Raw genomic sequence first — 26,532 nt, forward strand, 5'->3', positions numbered from 1 at the left:
ATTTCCTTGTTCAGTCATGTTCGGTTTCTCGAAGCCGCGGCATCGCCGGGCTCGCGATGGGGCAAGGCCGTCTCTTCGCCACGCTTGTCGCCGGCCATGACCTCGTCATACCAGAGCTTGTGGTGATGCCTGGCCCAGGCCGGGCTGACCCATCCCCGGGTCATCGCGCGAATCGAGCCCTTGACCCAGATGGCCGAGTAGATGTGGATGATCAGCGTGAGGATGGCGACGAACGCCGTTACCGCGTGGATCAGCGCGGCCCAGCGCAGCGCCCAGATCGGCATCTCGCTGGCCACCCAGGGTCGCCACAGCACCACACCTGTCACCAGCAGGACCGGCACCGTGGCCAGGAAAACCCAATACACCAGCTTTTGCCCGGCGTTGTTCTGGCCCACCGGCGGCAGCCGCTCGTCCCGGTTGGACAGCACGTCGCCGATCTGCCGCGCCCATTGCACGTCATGGCGGCGGAACAGATTGGCGCGAAAGAAGCGCACCGCCTGGATCAGGAAGAACAGCGTCATGAACACCCCGATGTACGGGTGCACGATGCGCGTCGGCTCAGGCCCGCCGAACAGCGCGGTGAGGCCGAAGAACGCCGGGTAGAACAGCGCCAGTCCGCTCAGGGTGAGCAGCACGAAGCAGATCGCGACGATCCAGTGATTGGCCCGCGCCCATGGGCCATAGCGCAGGATGCCTTTGCGTACGTTGGGATGACTCATGGCCGCCGCTCCTCGTCACGCAGATCCTGTTCAGGGTCCGCCGCGGCTTTTTCCGTTTCGGGGTCGTCCTCCGGTTCCTCCTTCGGTCCCTTGGTCATGTAGTGGAAGAAGCCGGCCAGCACCGACACGCCCAGCACTGCGGACATGATCGGCTTGGTCACGCCCTTCCACAGCTCTACCGTCGGGCTGATATGCGGATCCCTCGGCAGGCCGCTGTAGATCTCCGGCTTGTCGGCGTGCTGCAGCACATAGATCACGTGGGTGCCGCCGACACCCGCCGGGTCGTAGATGCCGGCGTTCTCGTAGCCACGTTCGTTGAGCTTGCCGACCCGGTGCGCGCCGTAGTCGAGCATCTGGTCCTTGGTGCCGAACTGGATCGCGCCGGTCGGACAGCTCTTCACGCAGGCGGGCTCCAGGCCGTGATAGACGCGGTCGGAACAAAGCGTGCACTTGTAGGCCTTGTTGTCCTTCTTTGAGATCCGCGGAATGTCGAACGGACAACCGGCCACGCAATAGCCACAGCCGATGCAGTGCTCGGAGTTGAAGTCGACGATGCCGTTGGCGTACTGCACGATGGCGCCGGGCGACGGGCAGGCCTTCAGGCAACCCGGCTCGGCGCAGTGCATGCAGTTGTCCTTGCGAATCAGCCACTCCAGGCCGCCTTCCTCGTTTTCGTACTCGGAAAAGCGCATGACTTCGAACGATGAGGGGGTCAGGTCCTGCGGCGCGTTATAGGTACCGTCGCATTCGCCGACCTCGTCGCGCAGGTCGTTCCACTCCATGCACGCCACCTGGCAGGCCTTGCAGCCGATGCACACCGACACGTCGATCAGCTTGGTCACCTTCTCCACGCCGCCGGAGCGGATCTGCGGCGAAGGCTCGGTGGTCGCCGAACGCGCGATGATGTTCTGCAGGTTGATCTGGTCACCTCGCATCAGGCGCCTCCTATAGCTTCTCGACGTTCACCAGGAACGACTTGAATTCCGGGGTCTGGGTGTTGCCATCGCCCACGAAGGGGGTCAGCGTGTTGGTCAGGTGAGCCTTTCTCGCCACGCCGGTGAAGCCCCAGTGGATCGGGATACCGACCTGATGCACGGTGCGCCCGTCCACCTGCAGCGGACGCAGGCGCTTGGTCACCACCGCCACCGCATCGATATGCCCGCGCTTGGAGCGAACCCGCACCTTTTCCCCCGCGGCGATGCCCAGCTCGCCAGCCAGCACCTCGCCGATCTCGACGAACTTTTCCGGCTGGACGATGGCATTGAGCAGCACGTGGGTCGTCCAGTAGTGGAAGTGTTCGGTGAGGCGGTAGGTGGTCGCCGCATACGGAAACTCTTCGTAGGTGCCGAAGGTATGTCGATCTTCGGCGAAGATGCGGGCAACCGGATTGTGGTAGGCCAGCGGATTGTCCGGGTGCAGCGGATTGTTGGGGATCGGCGATTCCAGCGGCTCGTAGTGCTCGGGGAACGGCCCCTCGCCCAGCCACTCGCTGGCGAAGAAGTGCCCGGTGCCGCTCTCGGTGAGGATGAACGGCTTGACGTCATCTTCCGGCGGCGCGGCCACGGGGTAGTCCGGTACGTCGGCACCGACCCAGCGTTCGCCGTTCCACCAGACCAGCGCACGGTTCGGGTCCCACGGCGTGCCGTCGGGTCGAGCCGACGCGCGGTTGTAGAGAATCCGCCGATTCAGTGGCCAGGCCCAGGCCCAACCGAGGGTGACGCCGATGTCGTAAGGGTCCGAGTTGTCGCGCCGGTCCATCATATTGCCCTGCTCGGTCCAGGCGCCCGAGTAGATCCAGCAGCCGCAGGACGTCGAACCGTCCGCGCGCAGCTCGCCGAAGTCGTTGAGCAGCTCGCCCTTGCGACGGATGATCCGCCCCTGGTCATCGATGTCCGCCAGCGCGCGGCCGTTGTATTCCTTGGCCAGCTCCGACGCGGCGGGATGCGCCGGGTCGCTGTAGTCCCAGGTCAGGTTGAGGATCGGCTCGGGGAAGGCGCCGCCCTCCTGCTGGTAGAGCTTCTGCAGGCGGTGGAACAACCCGGCGAGAATCGCCGTGTCGGTCTTCGCCTCGCCGGGCGGCGGTGCCGCCTGGTGGTGCCACTGCAGCCAGCGCGAGCTGTTGGTGATCGAGCCGTCGTCCTCGGCGAAGGTGGTGGTCGGCAGGCGGAACACCGCGGTCTGGATCTGGCTCGGATCGACGTCATTGAACTCGCCATGGTTCTTCCAGAACTCGCCGGTCTCGGTGGCCAACGGATCCATGATCACCAGCCACTTGAGCTTCGACAGCCCATCCAGCACCTTCGCCTTGTTCGGAAAGGCCGCGAGGATGTTGAAGCCCTGGCAGAAGGCGCCGGTCATCTTGCCCTTGGTCATGTCGTTGACCGCATAGAGCACGTCGTACAGCGGCTCGGAGAGCTTCGGCAACCAGTCGTAGCACCAGTCGTTCTCGGCGCTGGCGGCATCACCGTAGAACGCCTTCATCATGCTGACGAAGAAGCGCTCGTAGTGCTTCCAGTACGACACCTGATTGGGCAGCAACGGCTTGCGGATCTTTTCGCGGATGTAGTCCTCGTAGCGCTGGGCGCCAGCTGCCGGCAGCGTCATATAGCCCGGCAGCAGATTGGACAGCAGGCCGATGTCGGTCAGCCCCTGGATGTTGGAATGCCCGCGCAGTGCGTTGACCCCGCCTCCCGGCATGCCCATGTTGCCCAGCAGCAGCTGGACCATGGCGCCGGTGCGGATCATCTGCGCGCCGATGGAATGCTGGGTCCAGCCCAGGGCATAGAGGATGGTCATGGTCTTGTCGGGCGCCGCGCTCTGCGCCAGCAGTTCCCAAAGCTGCAGAACCTTGGCCTGCGGCATACCACAGACACGCTCGACCATCTCCACCGTGTAACGGCTGTAATGCTTGCGCATCATCTGGAACACGCAGCGCGGGTGCTGCAGCGTTTCGTCGCGACGGACGAAGCCCTGCTCGTCCAGGTCGAAGTTCCAAGTGGCCTTGTCGTACTGGTGGCGCTCCTCGTCGTAGCCGGTGAACAGTCCGTCGTTGAACTCGAAGCCTTCGCGCACCAGGTGCGCCGCGTCGGTGTAATGCAGCACGTATTCGTGGGCGTAGCGGTTATTCTCGATCAGGTAGCTGATCAGCCCGCCAAGGAAGACGATATCGGTGCCGGTACGGATCCAGGCGTGATAGTCCGCCACCGCGGTGGTGCGGTTGTAGCGCGGGTCGATGGAGATCAGGATCGCGTCGCTGCGCTCCTTCGCCTGCATGACCCAGCGGAAGCCCACCGGATGCGCCTCGGCCGAGTTCCCGCCCATGGACAGGACAATATTGGCATTGCGGATGTCGACCCAGCTGTTGGTCATGGCACCGCGACCGAATGAAGGGGCAAGACCTGCCACCGTCGGTCCGTGTCAGACGCGCGCCTGGTTGTCGAGTTTGAGAATGCCCAGCGCCCGAGTGATCTTCTGCGTCAGGTACGCCGTCTCGTTGGTGCAGGCCGAGGCCGCTACCATCGAGGTGGTCATCCAGCGGTTGACCTGCCGCCCCTCCTGATCCTGGCTCTCGAAGTTGCGGTCGCGGTCGTCCTTCATGAGGCGGGCGATGCGGTCGAGCGCCTCATCCCAGCTGATGCGCTTCCACTCATCCGTGCCCGGCTCGCGCACCTGCGGGTAGCGCACCCGAGAATCGCTCCTGATGAAGTCGAGCACACCGGCGCCCCGCGGGCATAGCGAACCGCGGCTGACCGGATGATCCGGGTCGCCCTCGACATGGAAGATATGGTCATGGCTGTTGATCGCTCCGTCACCACGTGCGTACAGCAACATGCCGCAGCCGACCGAGCAGTACGTGCATATGTTGCGGGTGACCTTGGCGCCGGTGAGCTTGAAATGCCGCACCGAGGCCAGCGCCTCCTCCGGGGCGAAGCCCATCATCGCCATGCTGGAAGCGCCCAAGCCGGCTGCGCCCAACTTGAGAAACTGCCGCCGGGATACTCGTGCCGTCATCGGTATCTCCTGTCATGAATGCTCGGCTCAACTGCTAGAGGGTCGACTGGGTACGGCTGGCAGAGGTTCAGACGGGATGACGGGCGGCTCTACCGCCGGGGATGCAAGGTGGTCGGAATGCGCTGCGTCCCGTCGGAAGCGTGACTGCGAGGATGCACAAAGGGCCGCTTAGCGGCCCTCGCGCAACCGCTCGAGCAGCTCCCTTCCCAACCGCTGGCGGGTGTTGCCGTAGTCGGACCAGGGGTCGTCGCTGCGCGTATTCAGGTAGTCGCGGACGTTGCCCAGCCGCCACTGACCGGCGCCTTCCAGGTGGCGCACCTCTTCCAGGCTCACCGGCAGCGACACCCCAAGGCCGGGCCGCGCCCGCACCGAGTAGGCGGCGACGGTACTGGCGCCCTTCTGGTTGCGCAGGTAGTCGACGAAGATGCGCCCGACACGATTCTGCGGGCCCATCTTGTCGACGATCAGCTGCGGCGACTCCCGCGCCAGCCGCTCCGTCACCGAGCGCGCGAAGCTGCGCGCACAATCCCAGTCGTGGCGCCGCTCGATCGGCACCACCACATGCATCCCGCGCCCGCCGCTGGTCTTGAGGAAGGCGCGCAACCCCAGCTCATCCAGCAGCGCCAGGGTCAGCTCGGTAGCCTCGACCATGCTCGCCCAGGGCAGTGCCGGGTCCGGATCCAGATCGAAGATCACCCGGTCCGGTCGCTCGATGCGATCGCTGCGGGCGTTCCAAGTATGGAATTCGACGCTGCCCATCTGCACCGCCTCGATGACGGCGGTGATGTTGTCGGCCTGGATCAACCGGGCGTGCTCGGGATCGAGGTTTTTCGGCAGCGCGCGCATGTGCGGCATCTTCAACCGGCCGCAATGGCGCTGGAAGAAGCTCTCGCCGCCGATACCTTCCGGCGCACGGACGATGGAAAGCGGTCGCCCGGCGAGCTGTGGCACCAGCCAGTCCGCTACCGCCAGGTAATACTCTGCCAGCGCCAGCTTGGTGGTGCCGCTTGCCTCGTCGATCACCCGCTGATGGCTGCTGATGCCGACACCGCCGACCAAAGGGCGGGCGGTGCCTTTTCGCTGCGCGGCCATGCCTTAGCTGGCCTTCTTGCTGGATTTGCTGCTCGCGGCCGGTGCCTTGCGTGTGCGTGACGAGCTGGACGACTTGCTGGTCTTGGCCTTGCTCGCAGGCTTGGATTTGGCTGGCGCCTTTTCCGGCGCATCTTCCTCCTCGTCCGCCTCGGCGGCGCGCGCCTTGCCCGGCTTGGCAGCCAGGCTGCGCTTGAGCAGCTCGGTGAGGTCGATGACATCCGCCGAGCGGCGATCCACCACCTCTTCCGGCCCGCCCACGGCTTCCAGCTTGCCTTCGCGAGCCTTCTTCTCCACCAGGTCCATGATCTGGTCCTGGAAGGTGTCCTTGTACTGCTCCGGCTTCCACTTCTCGGTCATGTCTTCCACCAGACGCTTGGCCATGTCCAGTTCGCGCTCGGCCAGGTCCGGATCGAGCGCTTCGTCCTTCAGTTCGAGGTACTCGACGCCGCGCACCTCGTCGGCCCAGCGCAGGGTGTTCATCACCAGCGCCTTGCCCAGCGGCATCACCACCGCCAGATGCTGCTTGTTGCGCAGCACCACGTTGGCGATGCCGACCTTGCCGGTCTGGATCAGCGTCTCGCGCAAGAGCGCATAGACCTTTTCCCCACGCCGGTCCGGGGTCAGGTAGTACGGCGTGTCGATGTAGAGAAAGGAGATGTCCTTGGCATCGACGAAGGCGACGATGTCCACGGTCTGCGTGGCCTTGGGATGCGCCGCCTTGATCTCGTCGTCGCTGATGACCACGTAGTGGCCCTTCTCGTACTCGACGCCCTTGACGATGTTCTCGCTGTCGATGTCCTCGCCGGTGGTCTTATTGATGCGCTTGTAACCGACCCGATCCATGCTACGCTTGTCCAGCCAGTCGAAATCGATGCCCTGCCGTGTAGTGGCCGGCACCAGCGCCACCGGGATGTGTACCAGTCCGAAACTGACCGCGCCTTTCCAGATCGTGCGTGGCATACCCTGTACTCCTTCGCTTAGGTGCCGGCCTGCGGTCAGCCGTTGACCACGGTGCCGCCGTTGACGTGAATCACCTGCCCACTGACATAGGACGCATCGCTGCTGGCCAGATAGACGTAGGCCGGCGCCACCTCTTCAGGCTGGCCGGGCCGTTTCATCGGCACGTTGGAGCCGAATTCGGCGACCTTGTCGGCATCGAAGGTGGAGGGAATCAGGGGCGTCCAGATCGGTCCCGGCGCCACCGAGTTCACCCGGATGCCTCGCTCGGCCAGGCTCATGGCCAGGGCACGGGTGAAGGCGACGATGGCGCCCTTGGTGGAGGAATAGTCGATCAGCATCGGGTTGCCCTTGTAGGCGGTCACCGAGCTGGTGTTGATGATCGAGGCGCCTTCCTGCAGGTGCGGCAACGCCACCTGGGTCAGCTGGAACATGCCGAACACGTTGGTACGGAAGGTCTGCTCCCACTGCTCCGGCGGGATGTCCTCGAAACGATCGCGGGGATGCTGCTCGGCAGCATTGTTGACCAGGATGTCCAACTTGCCGAACTGCGCCAGCGTCTCGTCGACGACCTTGCGGCATACATCGCGGTCGGCCACGTCGCCGGCGAAGGTCAGGCAGCGCCGGCCGTGTTGCTCGACGTCCTTGCGTGTCTGCTCGGCGTCCTGATGCTGGTCGAGGTAGAGGATCGCCACGTCGGCGCCTTCGCGGGCGAACAGCACCGCCACCGAGCGACCGATACCGCTATCGCCGCCGGTGATGATGGCGACCCTGCCGGCGAGCTTGCCAGCGGCCTTGTAGTCCTCACCGCGATATTCCGGGCGCGGGTTCATCAGCCCTTCCTTGCCGGGTTCCGCCTGCTTCTGTGGGGGTAGGGTCTGATTGTCATCGGCCATGGAAAATCCTCCGTCAAGGTAGTGAGCCTGTCTTCGGAGGACTGGAACGCTGCGAGAAAAGTTTCTGCGGGGCGATGAGAGGGCCCTGTACAGGGCCTTCGGATGGTCAGTTCAGCGTCAGCACGACACGACCACGAGGTACGCCGCTTTCGACGTACTGGTGGGCTTCGACTGCCTGCTCGAAAGGAAACTGCCGGTCGACCTGCGGACGCACCAGGCGGTCGACGGTCAGTTGGTTGATGTGTTGCAGCGCGCGTTCGACGGCCTCGCGGTTCTGCTCGATCCCGAGTTCCGGCTGCCCGGTGAAGTCGCACAGGCAATGCAGGAAGAACTTGAAGTTCTTCTTGAAGGCCGCGCAGACCGGCAGCGCGGTCTCGTTGCCGCCGTTCATGCCATAGAGGATCAGCTTGCCCAGCGGCGCCATGACATCGCCGAGCAGCTTCATCTGCGAGCCGCCACAGGCATCCAGTACCACCTCGACACCGCGCCCTTCGGTCAGCTTCTGCAGGCGACCGACCAGGTCTTCTTCCTCGGTGACGATCACCGTCTCGGCACCCAGTTCACGCAGGTAGTCACGGTCCTCGCTGGTGTCACAGGTGGCGATCACCCGCCCGCCCAGCGCCTTGGCCAGCTGCACGGCAGCCGGGCCGGTGCAATGCGCGGCCTGGTTGATCAGCACGTACTGACCGGGCTCCAGCTGAGCCAGTTCGACCAGGGCGAAATAGCTCACCAGCATCGGCGTATAGTGGATCGCCGCCTCGCTGGCGCTGAGCATGTCCGGGTAATGCACCAGGGCCTGCTGAGGCAGCAGCGCGTGTTCGGCATACAGCGGGTACTGATTGAGATCGTGGGCGGGGAAACCCGCCACCTGGTCGCCGACGCTGAAGCCCTGGACGCCCTCGCCCACCGCCAGCACCTCGCCCGCCACCTCGCTGCCGAGCCCGGCGGGCAGACGCGCATGGCGCGGCGCCAGGTCCTGCCGCCAGAGCACGTCGTTCCAGCTCACGCCGACGGCGCGCACGCCGATCAGGACCTCGCCCGGGCCGGCAACCGGCACCGCGCGCTCTTCCTGACGCAATACGTCGGCCGGGCCGAACTGATGAAAACGGATGATGCGGGACATTGCGACCCCTCGCTTACTACTGTGCAAACGGACTCTATCGTCAGTATCGTCACAACTCCAGCGAGCGACGCGGATTCCCATCGATAGTTGCCATGCACGGCAATGATGGGTTTGCGTATGTATCCCCGCGGGGCGCATCGCAGGTTTGTGCATTTCGAAAGCGGAATCGGGCATGCGCTCGTCTGCGCAAGCTGTCTAGAATGCAGCGACCCACCGAACCGGACCGTGGTCCGGCCACCAGGCTCGACGTGAACCAGGCATGAATCGCAACGACCTTCGCCGTGTTGACCTCAATCTGCTGATCGTCTTCGAAACGCTGATGCACGAGCGCAGCGTGACCCGCGCCGCCGAGAAGCTCTTTCTCGGCCAGCCGGCAATCAGCGCCGCGCTGGCCCGCCTGCGCGCGCTGTTCGACGACCCGCTGTTCGTGCGCACCGGTCGCAGCATGGAACCCACTGCCCGCGCGCTGGACATCGCTCAGCTGTTGTCGCCGGCGCTGGACTCGATCTCCACCGCCGTCAGCCGCGCCTCCACCTTCGACCCGGCCACCAGCACCCAGGTGTTTCGCATCGGCCTGACGGATGAAGTCGAGTTCGCCCTGCTACCGCCGCTGCTGCGCCGCCTGCGCGCCGAGGCACCGGACGTGGTGCTGGTGGTGCGGCGCGCCAACTACCTGTTGATGCCCGGCCTGCTGGCATCCGGCGAGATTTCGGTGGGCGTCTGCTACACCGAGGAGCTGCCGGCCAACGCCAAGCGCAAGGTGTTGCGCCGGCCCAAACCGATGCTGCTGCGGGCCGACAGCATTCCCGGCCGGCTGAGCATGGAGGACTACTGCAGCCGTCCCCATGCAATGGTTTCCTTTGCCGGCGACCTCAACGGTTACATCGACGAGGAACTGGCCCTGCACGGCTGCAAGCGCAAGGTGGTGCTGGCGGTGCCGCAGTTCAACGGCCTGGCCAGCCTGCTCGCCGGCACCGATATCATCGCCACCGTCCCGGATTACGCCGCGGCCGCGCTGGCGGCCAACGGCGGCGTGCGTGCCGAGCCCTTGCCCTTCCAGACCAGCCAGGACTTCGAACTGTCCATGGCCTGGCGCGGCGCTCAGGACAACGACCCCGCCGAGCGCTGGCTGCGCTCGCGCATCCAGATGTTCGTCGGCGACCCGGATAGTCTGTAGGGCGGAAACGGCGCAGCCTTTTCCACGCGTATATCGCCCCCGCGCACACCGCCTCACCATTTTCAGTGCCCTGCCCCAGCAGCTCCTTCTAGCAGTCCAGTAGGATGGGCTTCAGCCCACCAAGCGTTCCCAGGCCTCAAGGCCCGTTGGTGGGCTAAAGCCCACCCTACAACCCCCTCTCGAGTGTCCATACCTGACGCAACGGCACCAACACCTTGCACGACGTCCTCGCCTCGCGCTGATATCGAATGCCCAACCATCACCGCCAATGATATTCACCTTTGGCCCGTTCGATTTCTGCTGAACGGCTTGACTACGCAGACTCCTGCCATCAACAAATCCGACTTGCGGAGTCAAGCATGGAACGTTCGCTCAACGCCTTGCGTTTTCCCCTTATTGCCCTGACGGTGCTGATCACCGCCGCCTGCGGCAAGGCACCGGAGGCCACCCAGTCGGGTACGCCGCCGCCTGCGGTCAGCGTGGCCGAAGTCATCGAGCAGCAGGTGACCGAGTGGGACGAGGTCACCGGGCGCCTGGAGGCGCCGGAGTCGGTGGAGATCCGCCCGCGCGTCTCGGGCTTCATCGACAAGGTGGCCTTCGAGGAAGGTGCGCTGGTGAAAAAAGGCGACCTCCTGTTCCAGATCGATCCACGCCCGTTCCAGGCCGAGGTCAAGCGTTTGCAGGCGCAGCTGCAACAGGCCCGCGCGACCCAGCAGCGCACGGCCGCCGAAGCCGAGCGCGGCGAGCGCCTGCGGCAGAAGAACGCGATTTCCGCCGAACTGGCCGATGCCCGTGTCAGCGCCGCCAGCGAAGCGAAATCCGCGGTCGCGGCGATTCAGGCGCAGCTGGACAAGGCCCAGCTGGACCTCTCCTTCACCCGCGTGACGGCGCCCATCGACGGCCGTGCCGGCCGCGCACTGATCACGGCCGGCAACCTGGTCAACGCCGGCGAGGCCCTGCTGACCACGCTGGTCTCCACCGACAAGGTCTACGCCTACTTCGAGGCGGACGAACGTCTGTACCTGAAGTACCGCGAGTTGGCGCGTCATGGCGACCGCGGCGAGGCGACCCCGGTCTATCTCGGCCTCTCGGACGAGGACGGCCACCCGCATCTGGGCCACATGGACTTCATGGACAACCAGGTCGACCCGCGTACCGGCACCATTCGCGGCCGCGCCGTGTTCGATAACCGCGACGGCAGCTTCACCCCCGGCCTGTATGCACGGCTGAAGCTGGTCGGCAGCCCGACCTACGAGGCCGTGCTGATCAAGGACGTGGCGGTGGGCACGGACCTGGGCAAGAAGTTTGTCCTGGTGCTGGCCGAGGACGGCACCGTCGCCTACCGGCCGGTCGAGCTCGGGCCCAAGCTCGAGGGGCTGCGCATCGTGCGCGATGGCCTGGCCAAGGGCGAAAGCATCGTGGTCAACGGCCTGCAGCGGGTACGCCCGGGCAGCCAGGTGCAGCCGGAGAGCGTACCGATGGCCGATGCCGAGACCCTCGCGACCCTCGATCGCCAGCGCCGCGCGATCAGCGAGGCGATGAAACCGCAGGTGGTCGAGCGCACGCTGGCCCAGCGCCCGAGCAGCTGAGCATCGTTCGACAGCTGCCCTGAACCCCGGCGCGCCAGGCGCGCCCATCCGATCGATCCGCCAGGGCGCGCCCGCCGCGCCCTACCCCGGAGTGCGCCATGAATTTCTCGCAATTCTTTATCAAACGGCCGATTTTCGCCGCCGTGCTGTCGCTGGTGATCCTCATCGGCGGCGCCATCTCGCTGTTCCAGTTGCCGATCAGCGAATATCCAGAAGTGGTCCCGCCCACCGTGGTGGTACGGGCCAACTTCCCCGGCGCCAACCCCAAGGTGATCGGCGAAACCGTTGCCTCGCCGCTGGAACAGGCCATCACCGGCGTCGAGGGCATGCTCTATATGTCGTCCCAGGCGACCGCCGATGGCAAGCTGACGCTGACCATCACCTTCGCCCTCGGCACCGACCTGGACAACGCCCAGGTGCAGGTGCAGAACCGCGTGACGCGCACCATGCCGACCCTGCCCACCGAGGTGCAGCGCCTCGGCGTCACCGTGGACAAGGCCTCCCCCGACCTGACCATGGTGGTGCACCTGACCTCGCCGGATCAGCGCTACGACATGCTCTACCTGTCCAACTACGCAGCGCTCAACGTCAAGGACGAGCTGGCGCGGCTGGACGGTGTGGGCGACGTGCAGCTGTTCGGCCTGGGCAACTATTCCCTGCGCGTCTGGCTCGACCCGAACAAGGTCGCCCAGCGCAACCTCACCGCCACCGACGTGGTCAACGCCATCCGCGAGCAGAACCGTCAGGTCGCCGCCGGAGCCCTGGGCGCTCCGCCGGCACCGGGCGCCACCGACTTCCAGCTGTCGATCAACACCCAGGGGCGCCTGGTGGACGAGGAGGAGTTCGAGAACATCATCGTGCGCGCCGGCGAGGACGGTGAGATCACCCGCCTGAAGGACATCGCGCGCATCGAACTGGGCTCCAGCCAGTACGCCCTGCGCTCGTTGCTGAACAACCAGCCGGCGGTGGCCATCCCGATATTCCAGCGCCCGGGCTCCAACGCCATCGCCATCTCGGACCTGGTGCGCGAGCGCATGGCCGAGCTCAAGCAGAGCTTCCCCCAGGGCGTGGACTACGAGATCGTCTACGACCCGACCATCTTCGTGCGCGGCTCCATCGAGGCGGTGGTGCACACCCTGCTCGAGGCCATCGTGCTGGTGGTGCTGGTGGTGATCCTGTTCCTGCAGACCTGGCGCGCCTCGATCATTCCGCTGGCCGCCGTGCCGGTGTCGCTGATCGGCACCTTCGCGGTGATGCACCTGCTCGGTTTCTCGCTCAACGCGCTGTCGCTGTTCGGCCTGGTGCTGGCCATCGGCATCGTGGTGGATGACGCCATCGTCGTGGTGGAGAACGTCGAGCGCAACATCGGCCTCGGCAAGTCGCCGGTAGAGGCGACCCGTCAGGCCATGAAGGAAGTCACCGGGCCGATCATCGCCACCGCCCTGGTGCTCTGCGCGGTGTTCATCCCGACTGCGTTCATTTCCGGTCTGACCGGGCAGTTCTATCAGCAGTTCGCACTGACCATCGCGATCTCGACGGTGATCTCGGCGTTCAACTCGCTGACCCTGTCGCCGGCGCTGGCCGCGACCCTGCTCAAGGCCCACGATGCGCCGAAGGACGGCTTCTCGCGGCTGCTCGACCGGCTGCTCGGTGGCTGGCTGTTCCGCCCGTTCAACCGCGTGTTCGACCGCGCCAGCCATGGCTACGTCGGCGTGGTGCGGCGCATCCTGCGCGGCAGCGCCGTGGCCTTGCTGGTCTACCTCGGCCTGGTGGGCTTGGGCTACATGGGCTTCGCCAGCACCCCGACCGGCTTCGTTCCGCAGCAGGACAAGCAGTATCTGGTCGCCTTCGCCCAGCTGCCGGACGCCGCCACCCTGGACCGCACCGAGGACGTGATCAAGCGCATGTCGGATATCGCCGGCAAGCATCCGGGCGTGGAGAACACCGTGGCCTTCCCGGGGCTGTCGATCAACGGTTTCACCAACAGCCCGAACAGCGGCATCGTCTTCACCCCGCTCAAGCCCTTCGATGAGCGCAAGGATCCGTCGCTCTCGGCCAACGCCATCGCGGCGGACCTGAACGGCCAGTTCGCGCAGATCCAGGATGCCTTCATCGCCATCTTCCCGCCGCCACCCGTACAGGGCCTGGGCACCATCGGCGGCTTCCGCGTGCAGGTGCAGGATCGCGGCAACCTTGGCTATGAGGCGCTGTACAAGCAGGTGCAGAACGTCATCGCCAAGAGCGCGGACTATCCGGAGCTGGCCGGCCTGTTCACCAGTTACCAGGTCAACGTGCCGCAGGTGGATGCCGATATCGACCGCGAGAAGGCCAAGACCCATGGCGTGGCCATCGACGACATCTTCGACACCATGCAGGTCTACCTGGGCTCGCTGTACGCGAACGACTTCAATCGCTTCGGTCGCACCTATCAGGTCAACGTCCAGGCCGACCAGAAGTTCCGCCTCGCGCCAGAGCAGATCGGCCAGCTAAAGGTGCGCAACAACCGCGGCGAGATGGTCCCTCTGTCGACCTTCGTCAGCGTCACGGACAGCGCCGGCCCGGACCGGGTGATGCACTACAACGGCTTCCTCACCGCGGAGATCAACGGCGCCGCCGCACCGGGCTACAGCTCAGGGCAAGCCGAAGCAGCCATGGAACGACTGCTCCAGACCGAGCTGCCCAACGGCATGACCTACGAGTGGACCGAGCTGACCTACCAGCAGATCCTCGCCGGCAACACCGCGGTCTTCGTCTTCCCGCTCTGCGTGCTCCTGGCCTTCCTGGTGCTGGCAGCGCAGTACGAAAGCTGGAGCCTGCCGCTGGCGGTGATCCTGATCGTGCCGATGACGCTGCTCTCGGCCATCACCGGGGTGATCCTGGCCGGTAGCGACAACAACGTCTTCACCCAGATCGGCCTGATCGTGCTGGTGGGCCTGGCGTGCAAGAACGCGATCCTGATCGTCGAGTTCGCCAAGGACAAGCAGGAGGAAGGCATGGACCGGCTCGCCGCCACCCTGGAGGCCTGCCGCCTACGCCTGCGGCCGATCCTGATGACCAGCTTCGCCTTCATCATGGGCGTGGTACCGCTGGTGCTTTCCAGCGGGGCCGGCGCCGAGATGCGCCATGCCATGGGCGTGGCGGTGTTCTCCGGGATGCTCGGGGTGACCTTCTTCGGGCTGCTGCTGACCCCGGTGTTCTATCTGGTGATTCGCGCCTTCGTCGAGAAGCGCGAAGCACGCAAAGCGGTATTCAAGGAGGCCCGCGCATGAAGTTCTTCACCCTTTCCCTGCTCGCCCTGACCATCACCGGTTGCGCCGTCGGCCCGGATTACCGCGCGCCGCAACCGGAGCCGGCGCGGCTGCTTCAGGCCGAGCGCGGCGATCACGACCGCTCGCGCTTCGAGGCGGCCTGGTGGCAGCAGTTCGAGGACCCGACACTGGATGCCCTGGTCGGCGAAGCACTGGCTGAAAACCGCGAGCTGCGTATCGCCTATGCCCGTTTGCGTGCGGCGCGGGCTATTCGCGATGATGTCGGCAATGATCGTCTGCCCACCGTCACCGCAGGTGCGCGCGCCGATATCGGCAAGGCCCAGCAACCCGGTTTCAGCGAAGAGCGGGTGAACGCCGAGCGTTACGATCTGGGCCTGGACATGGCCTGGGAGCTGGACCTGTTCGGCCGTATCCAGCGCAGCCTGGAGGCCAGCGAAGCGCAGGCCGAAGCTGCCGAGGCCGAGCTCTATCAATTGCAGGTCAGCCTGGTCGCCGAGCTGGTGGATGCCTACGGTCAGCTGCGTGGCGCCCAGCTGCGCGAGCGCATCGCCCGCGACAACCTGGCCAACCAGCGCAATTCCCATGAACTGACCGAGCAGCTGCGCGAAGCGGGTGTCGGCAGCGAACTCGATGTGCTGCGCGCCGATGCCCGTCTGGCGGCCACCGAGGCCAGCCTGCCGCAGCTCAGGGCACAGCAGGTGCGTGCGCGCAACCGCATCGCCACCTTGCTCGGCCAGCGCGCCGATCAGCTCAGCGTCGACCTCTCGCCCCGCGAGCTGCCGGCAATCGCCAAGTCGCTACCGATTGGCGATCCCGGTGAGCTGCTGCGCCGGCGTCCGGACATCCGTGCGGCCGAACGTCAGCTGGCGGCGGCGACCGCCAATGTCGGCGTAGCCACAGCCGATCTGTTCCCGCGAGTGAGCCTGTCCGGATTTCTCGGTTTCATCGCCGGGCGCGGCTCGCAGATCGGCTCCAGCGCCGCACAGGCCTGGGGCGTGGCGCCGAGCATCAGCTGGGCGGCGTTCGACCTGGGCAGCGTGCGCGCCCGTCTGCGCGGTGCCGAGGCGGATGCCGACGCTGCTCTAGCGGGTTACGAGCAGCAAGTGCTGCTGGCGCTGGAGGAATCTGAAAACGCCTTCAGCGACTACGCCAACGCGCAGCAGCGCCTGCTCTCCTTGATCCGCCAATCGACGGCCAGCCGCGCCGCCGCACAGCAAGCGGAAATCCGCTATCGCGAAGGCACGGCTGACTTTCTCGTGCTGCTCGATGCCGAACGCGAGCGACTGCAGGCCGAGGATGCCCAGGCCCAGGCCGAGGTGGAGGTCTACCGCTCGGTTGTGTCGTTGTACAAGGCGCTCGGGGGTGGCTGGGACCTCGGTGGTCAGTCGGCTCGCCTCGCGGTTTCGGCGGCCGGTCAGGCGAAAATGTGACACGGTGCCGCTCCCGTCTGGTTGGTTGGGGAAAGCGCTTTCAGTCGTCATCTATCTTTGGCATAACGAGCGGCTGAAAGCCTAGAGGTGTCCTGTGGCTCAGCCGCACGGATGCACTGCCAACCAACCAGAATAAAGAGTCTTTCATGAAGCCGATCATTACCCTTGCCGGGCTCGTGCTGGCTGCCGCCAGCGCCTTTGCCCAGGCAGAGCCCATCGTCATCAAGTTCTCTCACGTAGTGGCCGAAGACACGCCCAAGGGCAAGGGTGCGCTGATGTTCAAACGCCTGGCCGAGGAGCGTCTGCCGGGCCAGGTAAGCGTCGAGGTCTACCCGAATTCGACGCTGTTCGGTGATGCCACGGAGCTGGAGGCATTGCGCAACAACGAAGTGCAGCTGCTGGCGCCGTCACTGGCGAAGTTCGAGCAGTACACCAAGCAGCTGCAGGTATTCGACCTGCCCTTCCTGTTCGACGATATCGACGCGGTAAACCGCTTCCAGAAGCGCACCAAGGGCAAGCAGCTGCTGCGCTCCATGGAAGACCAGAACATCACCGGCCTGGCCTACTGGCATAACGGCATGAAGCAGCTCTCGGCGACCCGCATGCTGCGCCTGCCAAGCGATGCCTCGGGGCTGAGCTTCCGCATCCAACCCTCTGCCGTGCTCGAGGCGCAGTTCGGTGCTGTCGGCGCCTCAACCCAGAAGATCGCCTTCGCCGATGTCTACGATGCCCTGCGTACCGGTACCGTACAGGGCGCGGAGAACCCCTGGTCGAACATCTACAGCAAGAAGATGCATACCGTGCAGCCCTACATCATCGAGAGCGACCACGGTGTGCTCGACTATATGGTGGTCAGCAACACCCGCTTCTGGATGGGCATGCCGCACAAGATTCGTTTCGAGCTGGAAGCCATCCTCGACGAGGTGAGCTACATGGTGAACCGCGAGGCCGAGGAGCTGAATCAGGCCGACCGCGAACGCATTCGCCAGGCGGGAACGACCGAAATCGTCAGCCTGACCCCGGAAGAGCGCGAGCGCTGGCGCGAAGCGATGCGTCCGGTTTGGCAGCAGTTCGAACCGGTGATCGGCGCCGACATCATCAAGGCAGCCCAGACCGTCAATCGCAAGCAGCGCAAATGACCGCCGCGCGCGACGCCGCTTAGGACGCAAAAGCCCCGCCGATCATGCGGGGCTTTTTTTTCCGGCAGCGACCTCGCGACTGGAATCAGGGCGCGTCCGGCGAAGCCGCAGCCGTCGGTGACTGATCCAGCTGCGCGCTGTCCCAGCCACCGCCCAGCGCGGCGATCAGCAGCACACTGGCGGTCAGCCGATCGCCCAGCAGGGTCAGGTTGGTGCGCTCGTTGTTCAGCGCGGTGGTCTGCACCGTGGCAACGCTGAGGAAATCGACGGTGCCTGCCCGGTACTGGTTCTCGATCAGACGCAGGGACTCCTGTGCCGCCTCCAGCGCCTCGCGCTGCACCACCGCCTCCTCTTCCAGGACTCGCAGCTGCACCAGGTAATCCTCCACCTCGCGGAAGCTGTCGAGCACGGTCTGCCGGTAAGTGGCCACGGTCTGGTCGTAACTGGCTTCGGCACGCTCCAGTTCGGCGCGCCGGCTGCCGAAGTCCAGCAGTGTCAGCGCGAGTTGCGGGCCGAGCGACCAGAACCGGTTGGGCACGCTGAACAGGTCGCTGAAGCTACTGTTGCGGTAGCCACCGCTGGCGGAGAGCGTCAGGTCGGGATACCAGGCCGCTTCGGCGACGCCGATGTTGGCGTTGGCCGCCATAACCTGGCGCTCGGCGGCGGCAATATCGGGACGCCGCTCCAGCAACTGTGACGGCACGGCTAGCGGCACGCCCGGCAGCGCCGGGATGTCCTCGCGCACCGCGATGTCCAGCTCCGAGGGCGCAACGCCGATGAGCACGGCAATCGCGTGTTCCATCTGCGCCCGCTGCCAGCGCAGGTCGATAGCCTGGGCCTGGGTACTCTTGAGTTGTGTCTGCGCCTGGGTGACGTCGGATTTCGGCACGATACCGGCCCGATACTGGTTCTCGGTCAGGCGCAGCGAGCGTGCGTAGGCCGCGACGGTCTGATCGAGCAGGCGCTGATGTTCGTCGATCACCCGCAGTTGCAGGTAGGTCTGCACCAACTCGGCCTGCAGGCTCAGCCGCACCGCGGCCAGGTCTGCGGCGCTGGCCTGCATGCTGGCGCGGTTCGCTTCCAGATTGCGCCGCAGCCGGCCCCAGATGTCCGCTTCCCAGGACGCACTCAAACCTGCTTCGTAGCTTTCGCTGACGCCACTGCCGAACGAGCCGCCGCTGGTGTCCGAGCTACCGCTGCCCTGCGCCGAACGGGTCACGCCGGCGCTGCCGGAAAGGATCGGGAACAGCTGCGAGCGTGCACCACGTACCAGTGCCCGGGCCTGACGGAACTGCGCCTCGGCCGCTGCCAGGTTCTGATTGTCGACATTCAGCCGGCCGACCAGGGCGTCCAGCTCGGCATCGCCATAAAGCCGCCACCACTCGCCACGCGCCAGCACATCGGCCGGTGACGCCGGCTTCCAGCCTTCGGCCTGCTTGAACTCGGCGGCTACCGGCAGTTCCGGCCGTTGATAGTCCGGGCCCAGGGTACAGGCACTCAACGACAGAGCCAGAACGGCAGCGGCGATGGGTTGCAGGGGCATCTTCAGCGACAACGGGCTCATAGCGAATTTTCCAGGGCGGCATCGGTGCGTACACCGCGCCAGCTGTTGAAACGATGACGCAGACGGTCCAGGTACAGATAGACCACCGGCGTGGTGTAGAGGGTCAGGATCTGGCTCAGCAGCAGGCCACCGATGATGGTCAGGCCCAGCGGCTGGCGCATTTCGGCGCCCTCCGCGCCGCCGAGCAGCAAGGGCAGCGCGCCAAGGATCGCCGCCATGGTGGTCATCAGAATCGGGCGAAAGCGCAACAGGCAGGCTTGGTGAATCGACTCGGCGGGCGACAGCTTGTCCTGGCGCTCGAACTGCAGCGCCAGGTCGATCATCAGGATCGCGTTTTTCTTCACCACGCCGATCAGCAGAAACAGCCCGAGCAACGAAATCAGGCTGAACTGGTTGCCGGTGAGGATGATCGCCAGCAGCGCGCCGACTCCGGCCGATGGCAGCGTCGAGAGAATGGTCAGCGGGTGAATGTAACTCTCATAGAGAATGCCCAGCACGATGTAGACCAGCAGCAAGGCGCCAAGGATCATCAGCGGCTGGCCCTGTTGAGTGCTCTCGAAGGCGCTGCCGGTGCCGCCGAGACGGCCCTGTACCTCGCTCGGCAGGCCGATTGCCGCCACCGCCCGCTCGATCGCCAGCGTTGCCTGGTCGAGGCTGACGCCCGGGGCGAGGTCGAAGTCGATGTTCTCCGCAGCGAACTGGCCATCATGGCTGACCCGGTCTTCTTCCAGACTGCGCTCGTAGCGTGCGAAGGCCGCCAGCGGAACACGGCGACCCTCCCCGGTGATGACGTGAATCTGTTCGAGTACCTCAGGGTAATCGGCGTAGCCTGGGTCGATTTCCATTACCACGCGGTACTGGTTGAGCGCCTCGTAGATAGTGGAAATCTGCCGCTGACTGAAGGCGTTGTTGAGCAGCGTGGTCACCGTGCTCATGTCGATGCCCAGACGCTTGGCGGCATCCCTGTCGACCTTGAGGGTGATCTGTTGCGCTCCTTCGCCATCATTGGCGTCGATGCTGGTCAGCTCGGGCAGCGCCGAAAGCGCCTGGGTGACCCGTGGCACCCAGGTGCGCAGGTCGCCGAGATCACTCGCCAGCAACGTGTAGGAATAGGCCGAGCTGCTCTGCCTGCCGCCGCCGAACTGCAGATCCTGGTCGGCCATGAGGAACATGCGCCCGCCGGGCACTGTGGGCTGGTTCTTGCGGATGCGCTCGATCACCTTCTGCGCCGAGATCTTGCGCTCGCTCAGGGGCTTGAGGCGCACGATCATGAAGGCATTGTTGATGCCGCCCTGCCCGCCGATAAAGCCGGCCACGCTCTCCACTGCCGGATCGGCCAATACCGCCTTGCGGAAAATCTCCATCTTCGGCTGCATGACCTGGAACGACAGGCCGTCGTCGCCGCGGATGAAGCCGGTCAGCTGACCGGTGTCCTGCTGTGGAAGGAACGTCTTGGGCACCTGCACGTAGAGCACCACGTTCAGCGCAATGGTCGCCAGCAGGCTCAACAGGGTGATGCGCCGATGACGCAGCGCCCAGCTCAGCGAGCGATCGTAGTAGCGCAGCAGCCACTGGTGCGCCGCGTGGCTCCAGCGCTGCAGGCGCCCTTCCGTCGCCGCTTCGTGGGATTTGAGCCAACGCGCGCAGAGCATCGGCGTCAGCGTCAGCGAGACCAGCAGGGAAACCAGGATCGCTGCCGCCAGGGTGATGGAGAACTCGCGAAACAGCCGCTCGACGATGCCGCCCATGTAGAGGATCGAGACGAACACCACCACCAGCGACAGGTTCATCGACAACAGCGTGAATCCGACTTCGCGGGTACCGACATAGGCGGCCTTCAACGGAGGCATGCCTTCATCGATATGCCGGGCGATGTTCTCCAGCACCACGATGGCGTCATCCACTACCAGGCCGGCGGCCAGGATCAGTGCCATCAGCGAAAGGATGTTCAGCGAAAAGCCGAACAGGTACATCACCGCGAAGGTGCCGACCAGCGACACCGGCACCGCCAGCGCCGGAATCAGCGCGGTGCGCAGGCGACCGAGAAACAGGAACACCAGCACGATGACCAGGCCCACCGCGATCAGCAGCGTGCGCTCGGCCTCGTGCAGCGTGGCGCGGATCACCGGCGAGCGGTCCATGGCGATATCCAGGTCGACGCTGCCCGGCATGATGGCCTGCAGCGCCGGCAACTCACGGCGAATGCCTTCGATGGTTTCGATGATGTTGGCACCGGCCTGGCGGTTGACGATCAGCAGCACCGCCTGCTCATTGTTGAAGAAACCGCTGTTGTAGCGGTCCTCGACCGAGTCCCGAACCCGTGCCACGTCACCCAGGCGCAGCGCGGCGCCGTCCTGGTAGCGGATGATCAGCGGCGTGTAGTCGGCGGCCTGGTGGAGTTGGTCGTTGGCGCGCACCTGCCAGTGCCGGTCGGCGTCCTCGACCATGCCCTTGGGCCGGCGCACGTTGGCATTGGCGATGGTCTGGCGCACCTCGTCCAGCGAAACGCCGTACTGTTCCAGCTGTTGCGGCTGCAATTCGACGCGCACCGCCGGCAACGAGCTGCCACCGACCTGGATCTCGCCAACGCCGGACACCTGCGACAGCTTCTGCGCCAGGATGGTGGAGCCGATGTCGTACAGCTCGGCCTTGTCCAGCACGTCCGAGGTCAGCGAGAGCACCATGATCGGCGCCTGGGACGGGTTGATCTTGCGATAGGTGGGCATGCTGCGCATGCCGCTGGGCAACAGGTTGCGCGCGGCGTTGATCGCTGCCTGCACATCGCGGGCAGCTCCATTGATGTCGCGATCCAGATCGAACTGGATGATGATCCGCGTCGAGCCCTGGCTGCTGCGGCTGGTCATCTGGCTGACCCCGGCGATGCTGCCCAGCGAGCGCTCCAGTGGCGTGGCCACGCTGGAGGCCATGATTTCCGGGCTGGCGCCGGGCAGGCTGGCCTGCACGGTGATCACCGGGAAATCCATGTTCGGCAGCGGCGACACCGGTAGCAGGCCGAAGCTGACCCCACCCAGCAGCAGGATCGCCAGGCTGAGCAGCATCGTCGCCACCGGGCGGGCGATGAACGGGGCAGAAAGGTTCATGCCTGCCCCCGCGCGATTGCAGTCCGGCTCACGCTTGCGCCTCCGCCAGCGGCTCGCGACGGCGCCCGAAGCGCTGGCCGAGGCGGTCGAAGAACAGGTAGATCACCGGCGTGGTGAACAGCGTCAGCAGTTGACTGAGCAGCAGACCGCCAACCAGCACCAGGCCGAGCGGCTGGCGCAACTCAGCGCCGGAACCGGACGCCAGCATCAGCGGAATCGCACCGAACAGTGCCGCCAGGGTGGTCATCAGGATCGGCCGGAAGCGCAGCAGCGCCGCGCGGTAGATCGCATCCTGCGGGCTCATGCCTTGCTGCCGTTCGGCCTCAAGGGCGAAGTCGATCATCATGATCGCGTTCTTCTTGACGATGCCGATCAACAGGATGATGCCGATGATCGCGATCAGCCCGAGGTCGTTACCGGTCAGCAACAAGGCAAGCAAGGCGCCCACCGCAGCCGAGGGCAGCGTGGAGAGGATGGTGATCGGGTGAATGTAGCTCTCGTAGAGCACGCCGAGCACGATGTACATGGTCACCACCGCGGCAAGGATCAGCAGCAGCGTGCTCGACAGCGAGGCGCGGAACGCCTCCGCGGCGCCCTGGAAGCGCGTCTGGATTCCGGCCGGCAGGCCGATCTCCTGCTCAACCGTCTCGATCACCTCCACTGCCTTGCCGAGCGACACGCCACTGGCCAGGTTGAACGAGAGGGTCACCGCCGGAAACTGACCGATATGGTTGATCAGCAGCGGTGCGTTGCGCTGTTCCAGGGTTGCCAGGCTCGACAGCCGCACCGGCGTGCCGCCTTCGCTCTGCACGAACAGCTGTTCCAGCGCCTGCGGGCCGAGGCGGTTGCCCGCCTCCGCCTCCAGCACCACGCGGTACTGGCTGGCCTGGGTGAAAATGGTGGAGATCTGTCGCTGGCCGAAGGCGTCGTACAGCGCATCGGTGATGTCCGCGACCTGGATGCCGAGGCGCGCCGCCGCGTCGCGGTCGATGTCCAGGTAGATCTGCAGGCCGTTGCTTTGCAGGTCGCTGGCCACGTCGGTCAGCTCCGGCCGCTCACGCAGCGCCTCGACCAGCCGCGGCGTCCACTCCTGCAGCAACTCGCTGTCCGGCGTTTCCAGGCTGAACTGGAACTGCGTGCGGCTGACCCGGTCCTCGATGGACAGGTCCTGCACCGGCTGCAGATACAGCTCGATACCCGGCACCTTTGCCAGCTCCGGCCGCAGGCGATCGATCACCTGGCTGGCGGTCAGGTCGCGCCCGCCGTGGGGCTTGAGGTTGATCAGCAAACGGCCGCTGTTGAGCGTGACGTTACTGCCGTCAACGCCGATATAGGACGACAGACTGTCCACCGCCGGATCGGCAAGAATCACTCGCGCCAATGCCTGTTGACGCTCGCTCATGGCGCGGAAGGAGATCGACTGCGGTGCCTCGCTGATGCCCTGGATTACGCCGGTGTCCTGCACCGGGAAGAAGCCCTTGGGCACGGCAAGGTAGAGCACAACCGTCAGCCCCAGTGTGACGATTGCCACCACCAGGGTCAGCGTCTGGTGGCGCAGCACCCAGGTCAGCCAGCGCGAATAGCCACCGATCAGCCGCTCCACCCAATCGGGTTTCTCTTCTGCCGCGTGGGGTTTGAGCAGCTTGGCGCACATCATCGGGGTCAGCGTCAGCGAGACCACCAGGGAGATGAGGATGGCCACCGCAAGGGTGATGGCGAACTCGCGGAACAGCCGGCCCACCACGTCCTGCATGAACAGCAGCGGGATCAGCACGGCGATCAGCGAGAGGGTCAGGGAGATCAGGGTGAAACCGATCTGCTTCGCGCCCTTGAGCGCCGCGTTGAGCGGGGTCTCGCCCTCCTCCAGGTGCCGCGCGATGTTCTCCAGCATGACGATGGCATCGTCGACCACGAAGCCGGTGGCGATGGTCAGCGCCATTAGCGTCAGGTTGTTCAGCGAGAAGCCGCACAGGTACATCACGGCGAAGGTGCCGACCAGCGACAGTGGCACCGCGATCGACGGGATTACCGTGGCCGACAGCTTCTTGAGAAAGACGAAGGTCACCATCACCACCAGGAAGGTGGCAAGCATCAGCTCATGCTGTACATCGGTGACCGCGGCGCGGATGGTCTGGGTGCGGTCGGTAAGCACGATCACGTCGAGCCCGGCCGGCATGCTGGCGGTCACCTCCGGCAGCAACGCCTGGATGCGCTCGACCACCTCGATCACGTTGGCGCCCGGCTGGCGCTGGATGTTCAGCAGCACGGCCTGGCTTTCGTTGGCCCAGGCCGCGAGACGTTCGTTCTCGGCGCCGTCGACGATCTCGGCTACGTCCTTCAGGCGCAGCGCGGCGCCGTCCTGATAGGTCAGGATTAGCTCGGCGTACTCCTCCGGCGTCTCCAGCTGGTCGTTGGCGTCGAGCATCGACACCCGCGTCGGTCCGTCGAAGTTGCCCTTGGGCTGGTTGACGTTGGAGTTGGCGATCAGCGAACGCACGTCGGCCAGCGACAGGCCATAGGCGGCCAGCGCTTCTGGATTGGTACGGATACGCACCGCCGGCCGCTGCCCGCCGGCGATGCTGACCATGCCGACGCCGTTGATCTGCGCCAGCTTCTGCGCCATGCGGGTATCGACCAGATCGTGCAGCTGCGGTAGCGGCAGCGCATCGGACTTTACCGCCAGCGTCAGCACTGGCGTATCTGCCGGGTTGACCTTGTTGTAGACCGGCGGCGCCGGGAGGTCGTTGGGCAGCAGGTTGTTCGCCGCGTTGATTGCCGCCTGCACTTCCTGCTCCGCGATATCCAGCGCCACTTCCAGCGAGAAGCGCAGGGTGATCAACGAGGCACCACCCGAGCTGGTCGAGGACATCTGCGCGAGCCCCGGCATCTGGCCGAACTGGCGCTCCAGCGGAGCGGTTACCGCGCTGGTCATCACCTCAGGGCTTGCGCCCGGGTAGAGTGTCATCACGCGGATAGTCGGGTAATCGACCTGCGGCAGCGCAGCCACCGGCAGCAGCTTGTAGGCGATCAACCCGGCCAGCAGGATCGCGACCATGCTCAGCGTGGTCGCCACCGGCCGCAGGATGAACAGGCGGGAGATATTCATCGCGCCTCGCGCTCCGCGGCCTCGTCGCCACCTAGGACCGGCTTCTCGGCCGCCTCCTCGGCCATTCGCTGGCCGCTCACGACCTCGACCTCAGCACCGTCACGCAGGCGGTCGGTGCCTTCCATCACCACGCGCTCGCCGACTTCGAGGCCCTTGAGCACCACGGTGGTTTCGCCATTGGTAGGGCCGGCCTCTAGCGATCGCAGTTCCACCTTGCTGTCGTCGCCGACGACGTAGGCGAAGGTACCGCGCGAGCCGAACTGCAGCGCCGCGGAGGGAATGAGTACAGCATCGGCCAGGGTCTCCACCCGCAGGCGGACGTTGACGAACTGGTTGGGGATCAGCAGCTCGGGCTCGTTATCGAAGCGCGCCTTGAGCCGCAGGGTGCCGGTGGTCGGGTCGATCTGGTTGTCGATACTTTCCAGCACGCCCTCGCCGAACAGCACGCGTTCGCCACGATCCCAGGCCTGCACCGCCAGCTCGTCGCCCTGCCGATAGCGGGTCAGTACCGGCAGCAGGTCACCCTCGGGCAGGGTGAAGCTGATCGACATGGGCTGGGTCTGCGTGATGACCGCCAGCGGCGTGGTGTCATTGGCCGACACCAGGTTACCTGCGTCAAGTTGGCGAAGACCGACTCGACCGTCGATGGGTGAGCGGATCTGGGTGAACTCCAGGTTCAGGCGCGCCTCGTTGACCGCAGCCTGATTCGCCGCCAGCGTGCCCTGATATTGGCTGACCAGCGCCTCTTGGGTATCCAGTGTCTGCTTGGCAATGCTGTCTTCGGCGTACAGGCCGCGATAGCGCTCGAGATCCACCTGGGCATTCCTCAGCTGCGCACGGTTCTGCTGCAGCGTGCCTTCGGCCTGTTGTAGCGCGACCTTGTAAGGCCTCGGATCAATCACGGCCAGCAGGTCGCCTTTCTTGACGCGCTGCCCCTCCTCGAAGCGCAGCTCCACCAGCTCGCCGCCGACCCGGCTGCGCACATTGACCGTGTTCAACGGCGTCACGCTGCCCAAGGCTTTCTGGAACACCTCGAACTCGCCCTGCTCTACCGTCGCGACACGCACCGGAACCGGGCCGCCGAACGCGCCGAATCCCGGTCGACCACCCGGGCGCTGCGGGGCCTCCTTGGCAGCGGGCCATAGCCACCAGATCAGCGCCGCAATGGCGATGACGGCGATGATTAGAACCACCCAGCGAAGGCTGGAGCGCGTGGATGTGGGATGCGTCTCGGACATGAACGGAGTTCGCTTGGAAAGGAGCGTGAACCATAAGCAGTCGCGATCCGCTCGCAAAGTGCCTTTACGGCATTTTTACGTATCGGCATGTACACGATGACCGGTTCAGAGCCATGGGCCT

16 protein-coding genes are annotated in these 26,532 nt (G+C 65.4%); 5 read left to right on the top strand and 11 right to left on the bottom strand.

Translation table 11 applies throughout. The features are described from left to right. Positions 1 to 14: 14 nt before the first annotated feature. The 7 genes from OUY36_RS11725 to OUY36_RS11755 all read right to left on the bottom strand — a co-directional run bounded on the left by OUY36_RS11725 (position 15) and on the right by OUY36_RS11755 (position 8,798). Complete coding sequence (locus tag OUY36_RS11725; protein WP_200593699.1) at positions 15 to 719, bottom strand: formate dehydrogenase subunit gamma; 705 nt, start codon at positions 717 to 719, stop codon at positions 15 to 17. Then, the gene (gene fdxH / locus OUY36_RS11730; protein ID WP_200593697.1) at positions 716 to 1,654 is read right to left on the bottom strand and encodes a formate dehydrogenase subunit beta; all 939 of its coding nucleotides are present in this window, start codon (positions 1,652 to 1,654) and stop codon (positions 716 to 718) included. Before fdxH ends, OUY36_RS11725 begins: the two co-directional genes overlap by 4 nt. 10 nt (positions 1,655 to 1,664) lie before the next feature. Further along, positions 1,665 to 4,730 carry a formate dehydrogenase-N subunit alpha gene (fdnG, locus tag OUY36_RS11735; protein WP_267934416.1) on the bottom strand — a complete coding sequence of 1,022 codons (3,066 nt, stop codon included), beginning with the start codon at positions 4,728 to 4,730 and terminating at the stop codon, positions 1,665 to 1,667. 168 nt (positions 4,731 to 4,898) lie between these two features. Continuing rightward, the gene (ligD, locus tag OUY36_RS11740) at positions 4,899 to 5,822 is read right to left on the bottom strand and encodes a non-homologous end-joining DNA ligase (RefSeq protein WP_267934417.1); all 924 of its coding nucleotides are present in this window, start codon (positions 5,820 to 5,822) and stop codon (positions 4,899 to 4,901) included. Between the two features lie 3 nt (positions 5,823 to 5,825). Beyond that, a complete protein-coding gene (gene ku / locus OUY36_RS11745) occupies positions 5,826 to 6,782 on the bottom strand; it encodes a non-homologous end joining protein Ku (RefSeq protein WP_267934419.1) in 957 nt (318 codons plus the stop codon). 35 nt (positions 6,783 to 6,817) lie between these two features. Continuing rightward, entirely contained in the window at positions 6,818 to 7,675 is an 858-nt protein-coding gene (locus OUY36_RS11750) for an SDR family oxidoreductase (RefSeq protein ID WP_267934420.1), read from the bottom strand. Between the two features lie 106 nt (positions 7,676 to 7,781). Further along, on the bottom strand, positions 7,782 to 8,798 hold the full coding sequence (locus OUY36_RS11755) for a zinc-dependent alcohol dehydrogenase family protein (protein ID WP_133457198.1): 1,017 nt from the start codon (positions 8,796 to 8,798) through the stop codon (positions 7,782 to 7,784). A gap of 259 nt (positions 8,799 to 9,057) precedes the next feature. On the opposite strand from OUY36_RS11755, the gene OUY36_RS11760 reads away from it, so the two are divergent. From OUY36_RS11760 to OUY36_RS11780, 5 genes are all read left to right on the top strand, one after another. Then, on the top strand, positions 9,058 to 9,975 hold the full coding sequence (locus OUY36_RS11760; protein WP_013982836.1) for a LysR substrate-binding domain-containing protein: 918 nt from the start codon (positions 9,058 to 9,060) through the stop codon (positions 9,973 to 9,975). Positions 9,976 to 10,334: 359 nt separating this feature from the next. Continuing rightward, complete coding sequence (gene mexE / locus OUY36_RS11765) at positions 10,335 to 11,564, top strand: multidrug efflux RND transporter periplasmic adaptor subunit MexE (RefSeq protein ID WP_267934421.1); 1,230 nt, start codon at positions 10,335 to 10,337, stop codon at positions 11,562 to 11,564. 98 nt (positions 11,565 to 11,662) lie between these two features. Next, a complete protein-coding gene (locus OUY36_RS11770) occupies positions 11,663 to 14,833 on the top strand; it encodes an efflux RND transporter permease subunit (RefSeq protein WP_267934422.1) in 3,171 nt (1,056 codons plus the stop codon). Next, positions 14,830 to 16,263, top strand: coding sequence for an efflux transporter outer membrane subunit (locus tag OUY36_RS11775; RefSeq protein WP_267934423.1), 1,434 nt, complete (start codon positions 14,830 to 14,832; stop codon positions 16,261 to 16,263). Before OUY36_RS11770 ends, OUY36_RS11775 begins: the two co-directional genes overlap by 4 nt. A 146-nt stretch (positions 16,264 to 16,409) precedes the next feature. Then, positions 16,410 to 17,402, top strand: a complete 993-nt coding sequence (locus tag OUY36_RS11780; protein ID WP_208216089.1) for a TRAP transporter substrate-binding protein — start codon at positions 16,410 to 16,412, stop codon at positions 17,400 to 17,402. An 85-nt stretch (positions 17,403 to 17,487) separates the two neighbouring features. Here OUY36_RS11780 and OUY36_RS11785 read toward each other — a convergent pair whose 3' ends face one another. Genes OUY36_RS11785 through OUY36_RS11800 form a run of 4 tightly spaced genes read right to left on the bottom strand, consistent with a single transcriptional unit; the run spans position 17,488 to position 26,411 of the window. After that, complete coding sequence (locus OUY36_RS11785) at positions 17,488 to 18,966, bottom strand: efflux transporter outer membrane subunit (RefSeq protein ID WP_270053841.1); 1,479 nt, start codon at positions 18,964 to 18,966, stop codon at positions 17,488 to 17,490. Continuing rightward, positions 18,963 to 22,067 carry an efflux RND transporter permease subunit gene (locus OUY36_RS11790; RefSeq protein ID WP_102841056.1) on the bottom strand — a complete coding sequence of 1,035 codons (3,105 nt, stop codon included), beginning with the start codon at positions 22,065 to 22,067 and terminating at the stop codon, positions 18,963 to 18,965. The genes OUY36_RS11785 and OUY36_RS11790 overlap by 4 nt, the downstream gene beginning before the upstream one ends. 28 nt (positions 22,068 to 22,095) lie before the next feature. Then, a complete protein-coding gene (locus OUY36_RS11795; protein WP_267934424.1) occupies positions 22,096 to 25,173 on the bottom strand; it encodes an MdtB/MuxB family multidrug efflux RND transporter permease subunit in 3,078 nt (1,025 codons plus the stop codon). Continuing rightward, positions 25,170 to 26,411, bottom strand: a complete 1,242-nt coding sequence (locus OUY36_RS11800; protein ID WP_267934425.1) for an MdtA/MuxA family multidrug efflux RND transporter periplasmic adaptor subunit — start codon at positions 26,409 to 26,411, stop codon at positions 25,170 to 25,172. Before OUY36_RS11800 ends, OUY36_RS11795 begins: the two co-directional genes overlap by 4 nt. Between the last annotated feature and the right edge of the window lie 121 nt (positions 26,412 to 26,532).

Origin of the sequence: Stutzerimonas sp. R40042 (assembly GCF_026642215.1) — a bacterium.
In the GTDB taxonomy this organism is placed as follows: domain Bacteria; phylum Pseudomonadota; class Gammaproteobacteria; order Pseudomonadales; family Pseudomonadaceae; genus Stutzerimonas; species Stutzerimonas frequens.

Bases quoted from the DNA above. Each gene is read 5' to 3' on its own strand.
- OUY36_RS11725 (WP_200593699.1), bottom strand. From the start codon at position 719: ATGAGTCATCCCAACGTACGCAAAGGCATCCTGCGCTATGGCCCATGG.
- fdxH (WP_200593697.1), bottom strand. From the start codon at position 1,654: ATGCGAGGTGACCAGATCAACCTGCAGAACATCATCGCGCGTTCGGCG.
- ligD (WP_267934417.1), bottom strand. From the start codon at position 5,822: ATGGCCGCGCAGCGAAAAGGCACCGCCCGCCCTTTGGTCGGCGGTGTC.
- ku (WP_267934419.1), bottom strand. From the start codon at position 6,782: ATGCCACGCACGATCTGGAAAGGCGCGGTCAGTTTCGGACTGGTACAC.
- OUY36_RS11750 (WP_267934420.1), bottom strand. From the start codon at position 7,675: ATGGCCGATGACAATCAGACCCTACCCCCACAGAAGCAGGCGGAACCC.
- OUY36_RS11755 (WP_133457198.1), bottom strand. From the start codon at position 8,798: ATGTCCCGCATCATCCGTTTTCATCAGTTCGGCCCGGCCGACGTATTG.
- OUY36_RS11760 (WP_013982836.1), top strand. From the start codon at position 9,058: ATGAATCGCAACGACCTTCGCCGTGTTGACCTCAATCTGCTGATCGTC.
- mexE (WP_267934421.1), top strand. From the start codon at position 10,335: ATGGAACGTTCGCTCAACGCCTTGCGTTTTCCCCTTATTGCCCTGACG.
- OUY36_RS11770 (WP_267934422.1), top strand. From the start codon at position 11,663: ATGAATTTCTCGCAATTCTTTATCAAACGGCCGATTTTCGCCGCCGTG.
- OUY36_RS11775 (WP_267934423.1), top strand. From the start codon at position 14,830: ATGAAGTTCTTCACCCTTTCCCTGCTCGCCCTGACCATCACCGGTTGC.
- OUY36_RS11780 (WP_208216089.1), top strand. From the start codon at position 16,410: ATGAAGCCGATCATTACCCTTGCCGGGCTCGTGCTGGCTGCCGCCAGC.
- OUY36_RS11785 (WP_270053841.1), bottom strand. From the start codon at position 18,966: ATGAGCCCGTTGTCGCTGAAGATGCCCCTGCAACCCATCGCCGCTGCC.
- OUY36_RS11790 (WP_102841056.1), bottom strand. From the start codon at position 22,067: ATGAACCTTTCTGCCCCGTTCATCGCCCGCCCGGTGGCGACGATGCTG.
- OUY36_RS11795 (WP_267934424.1), bottom strand. From the start codon at position 25,173: ATGAATATCTCCCGCCTGTTCATCCTGCGGCCGGTGGCGACCACGCTG.
- OUY36_RS11800 (WP_267934425.1), bottom strand. From the start codon at position 26,411: ATGTCCGAGACGCATCCCACATCCACGCGCTCCAGCCTTCGCTGGGTG.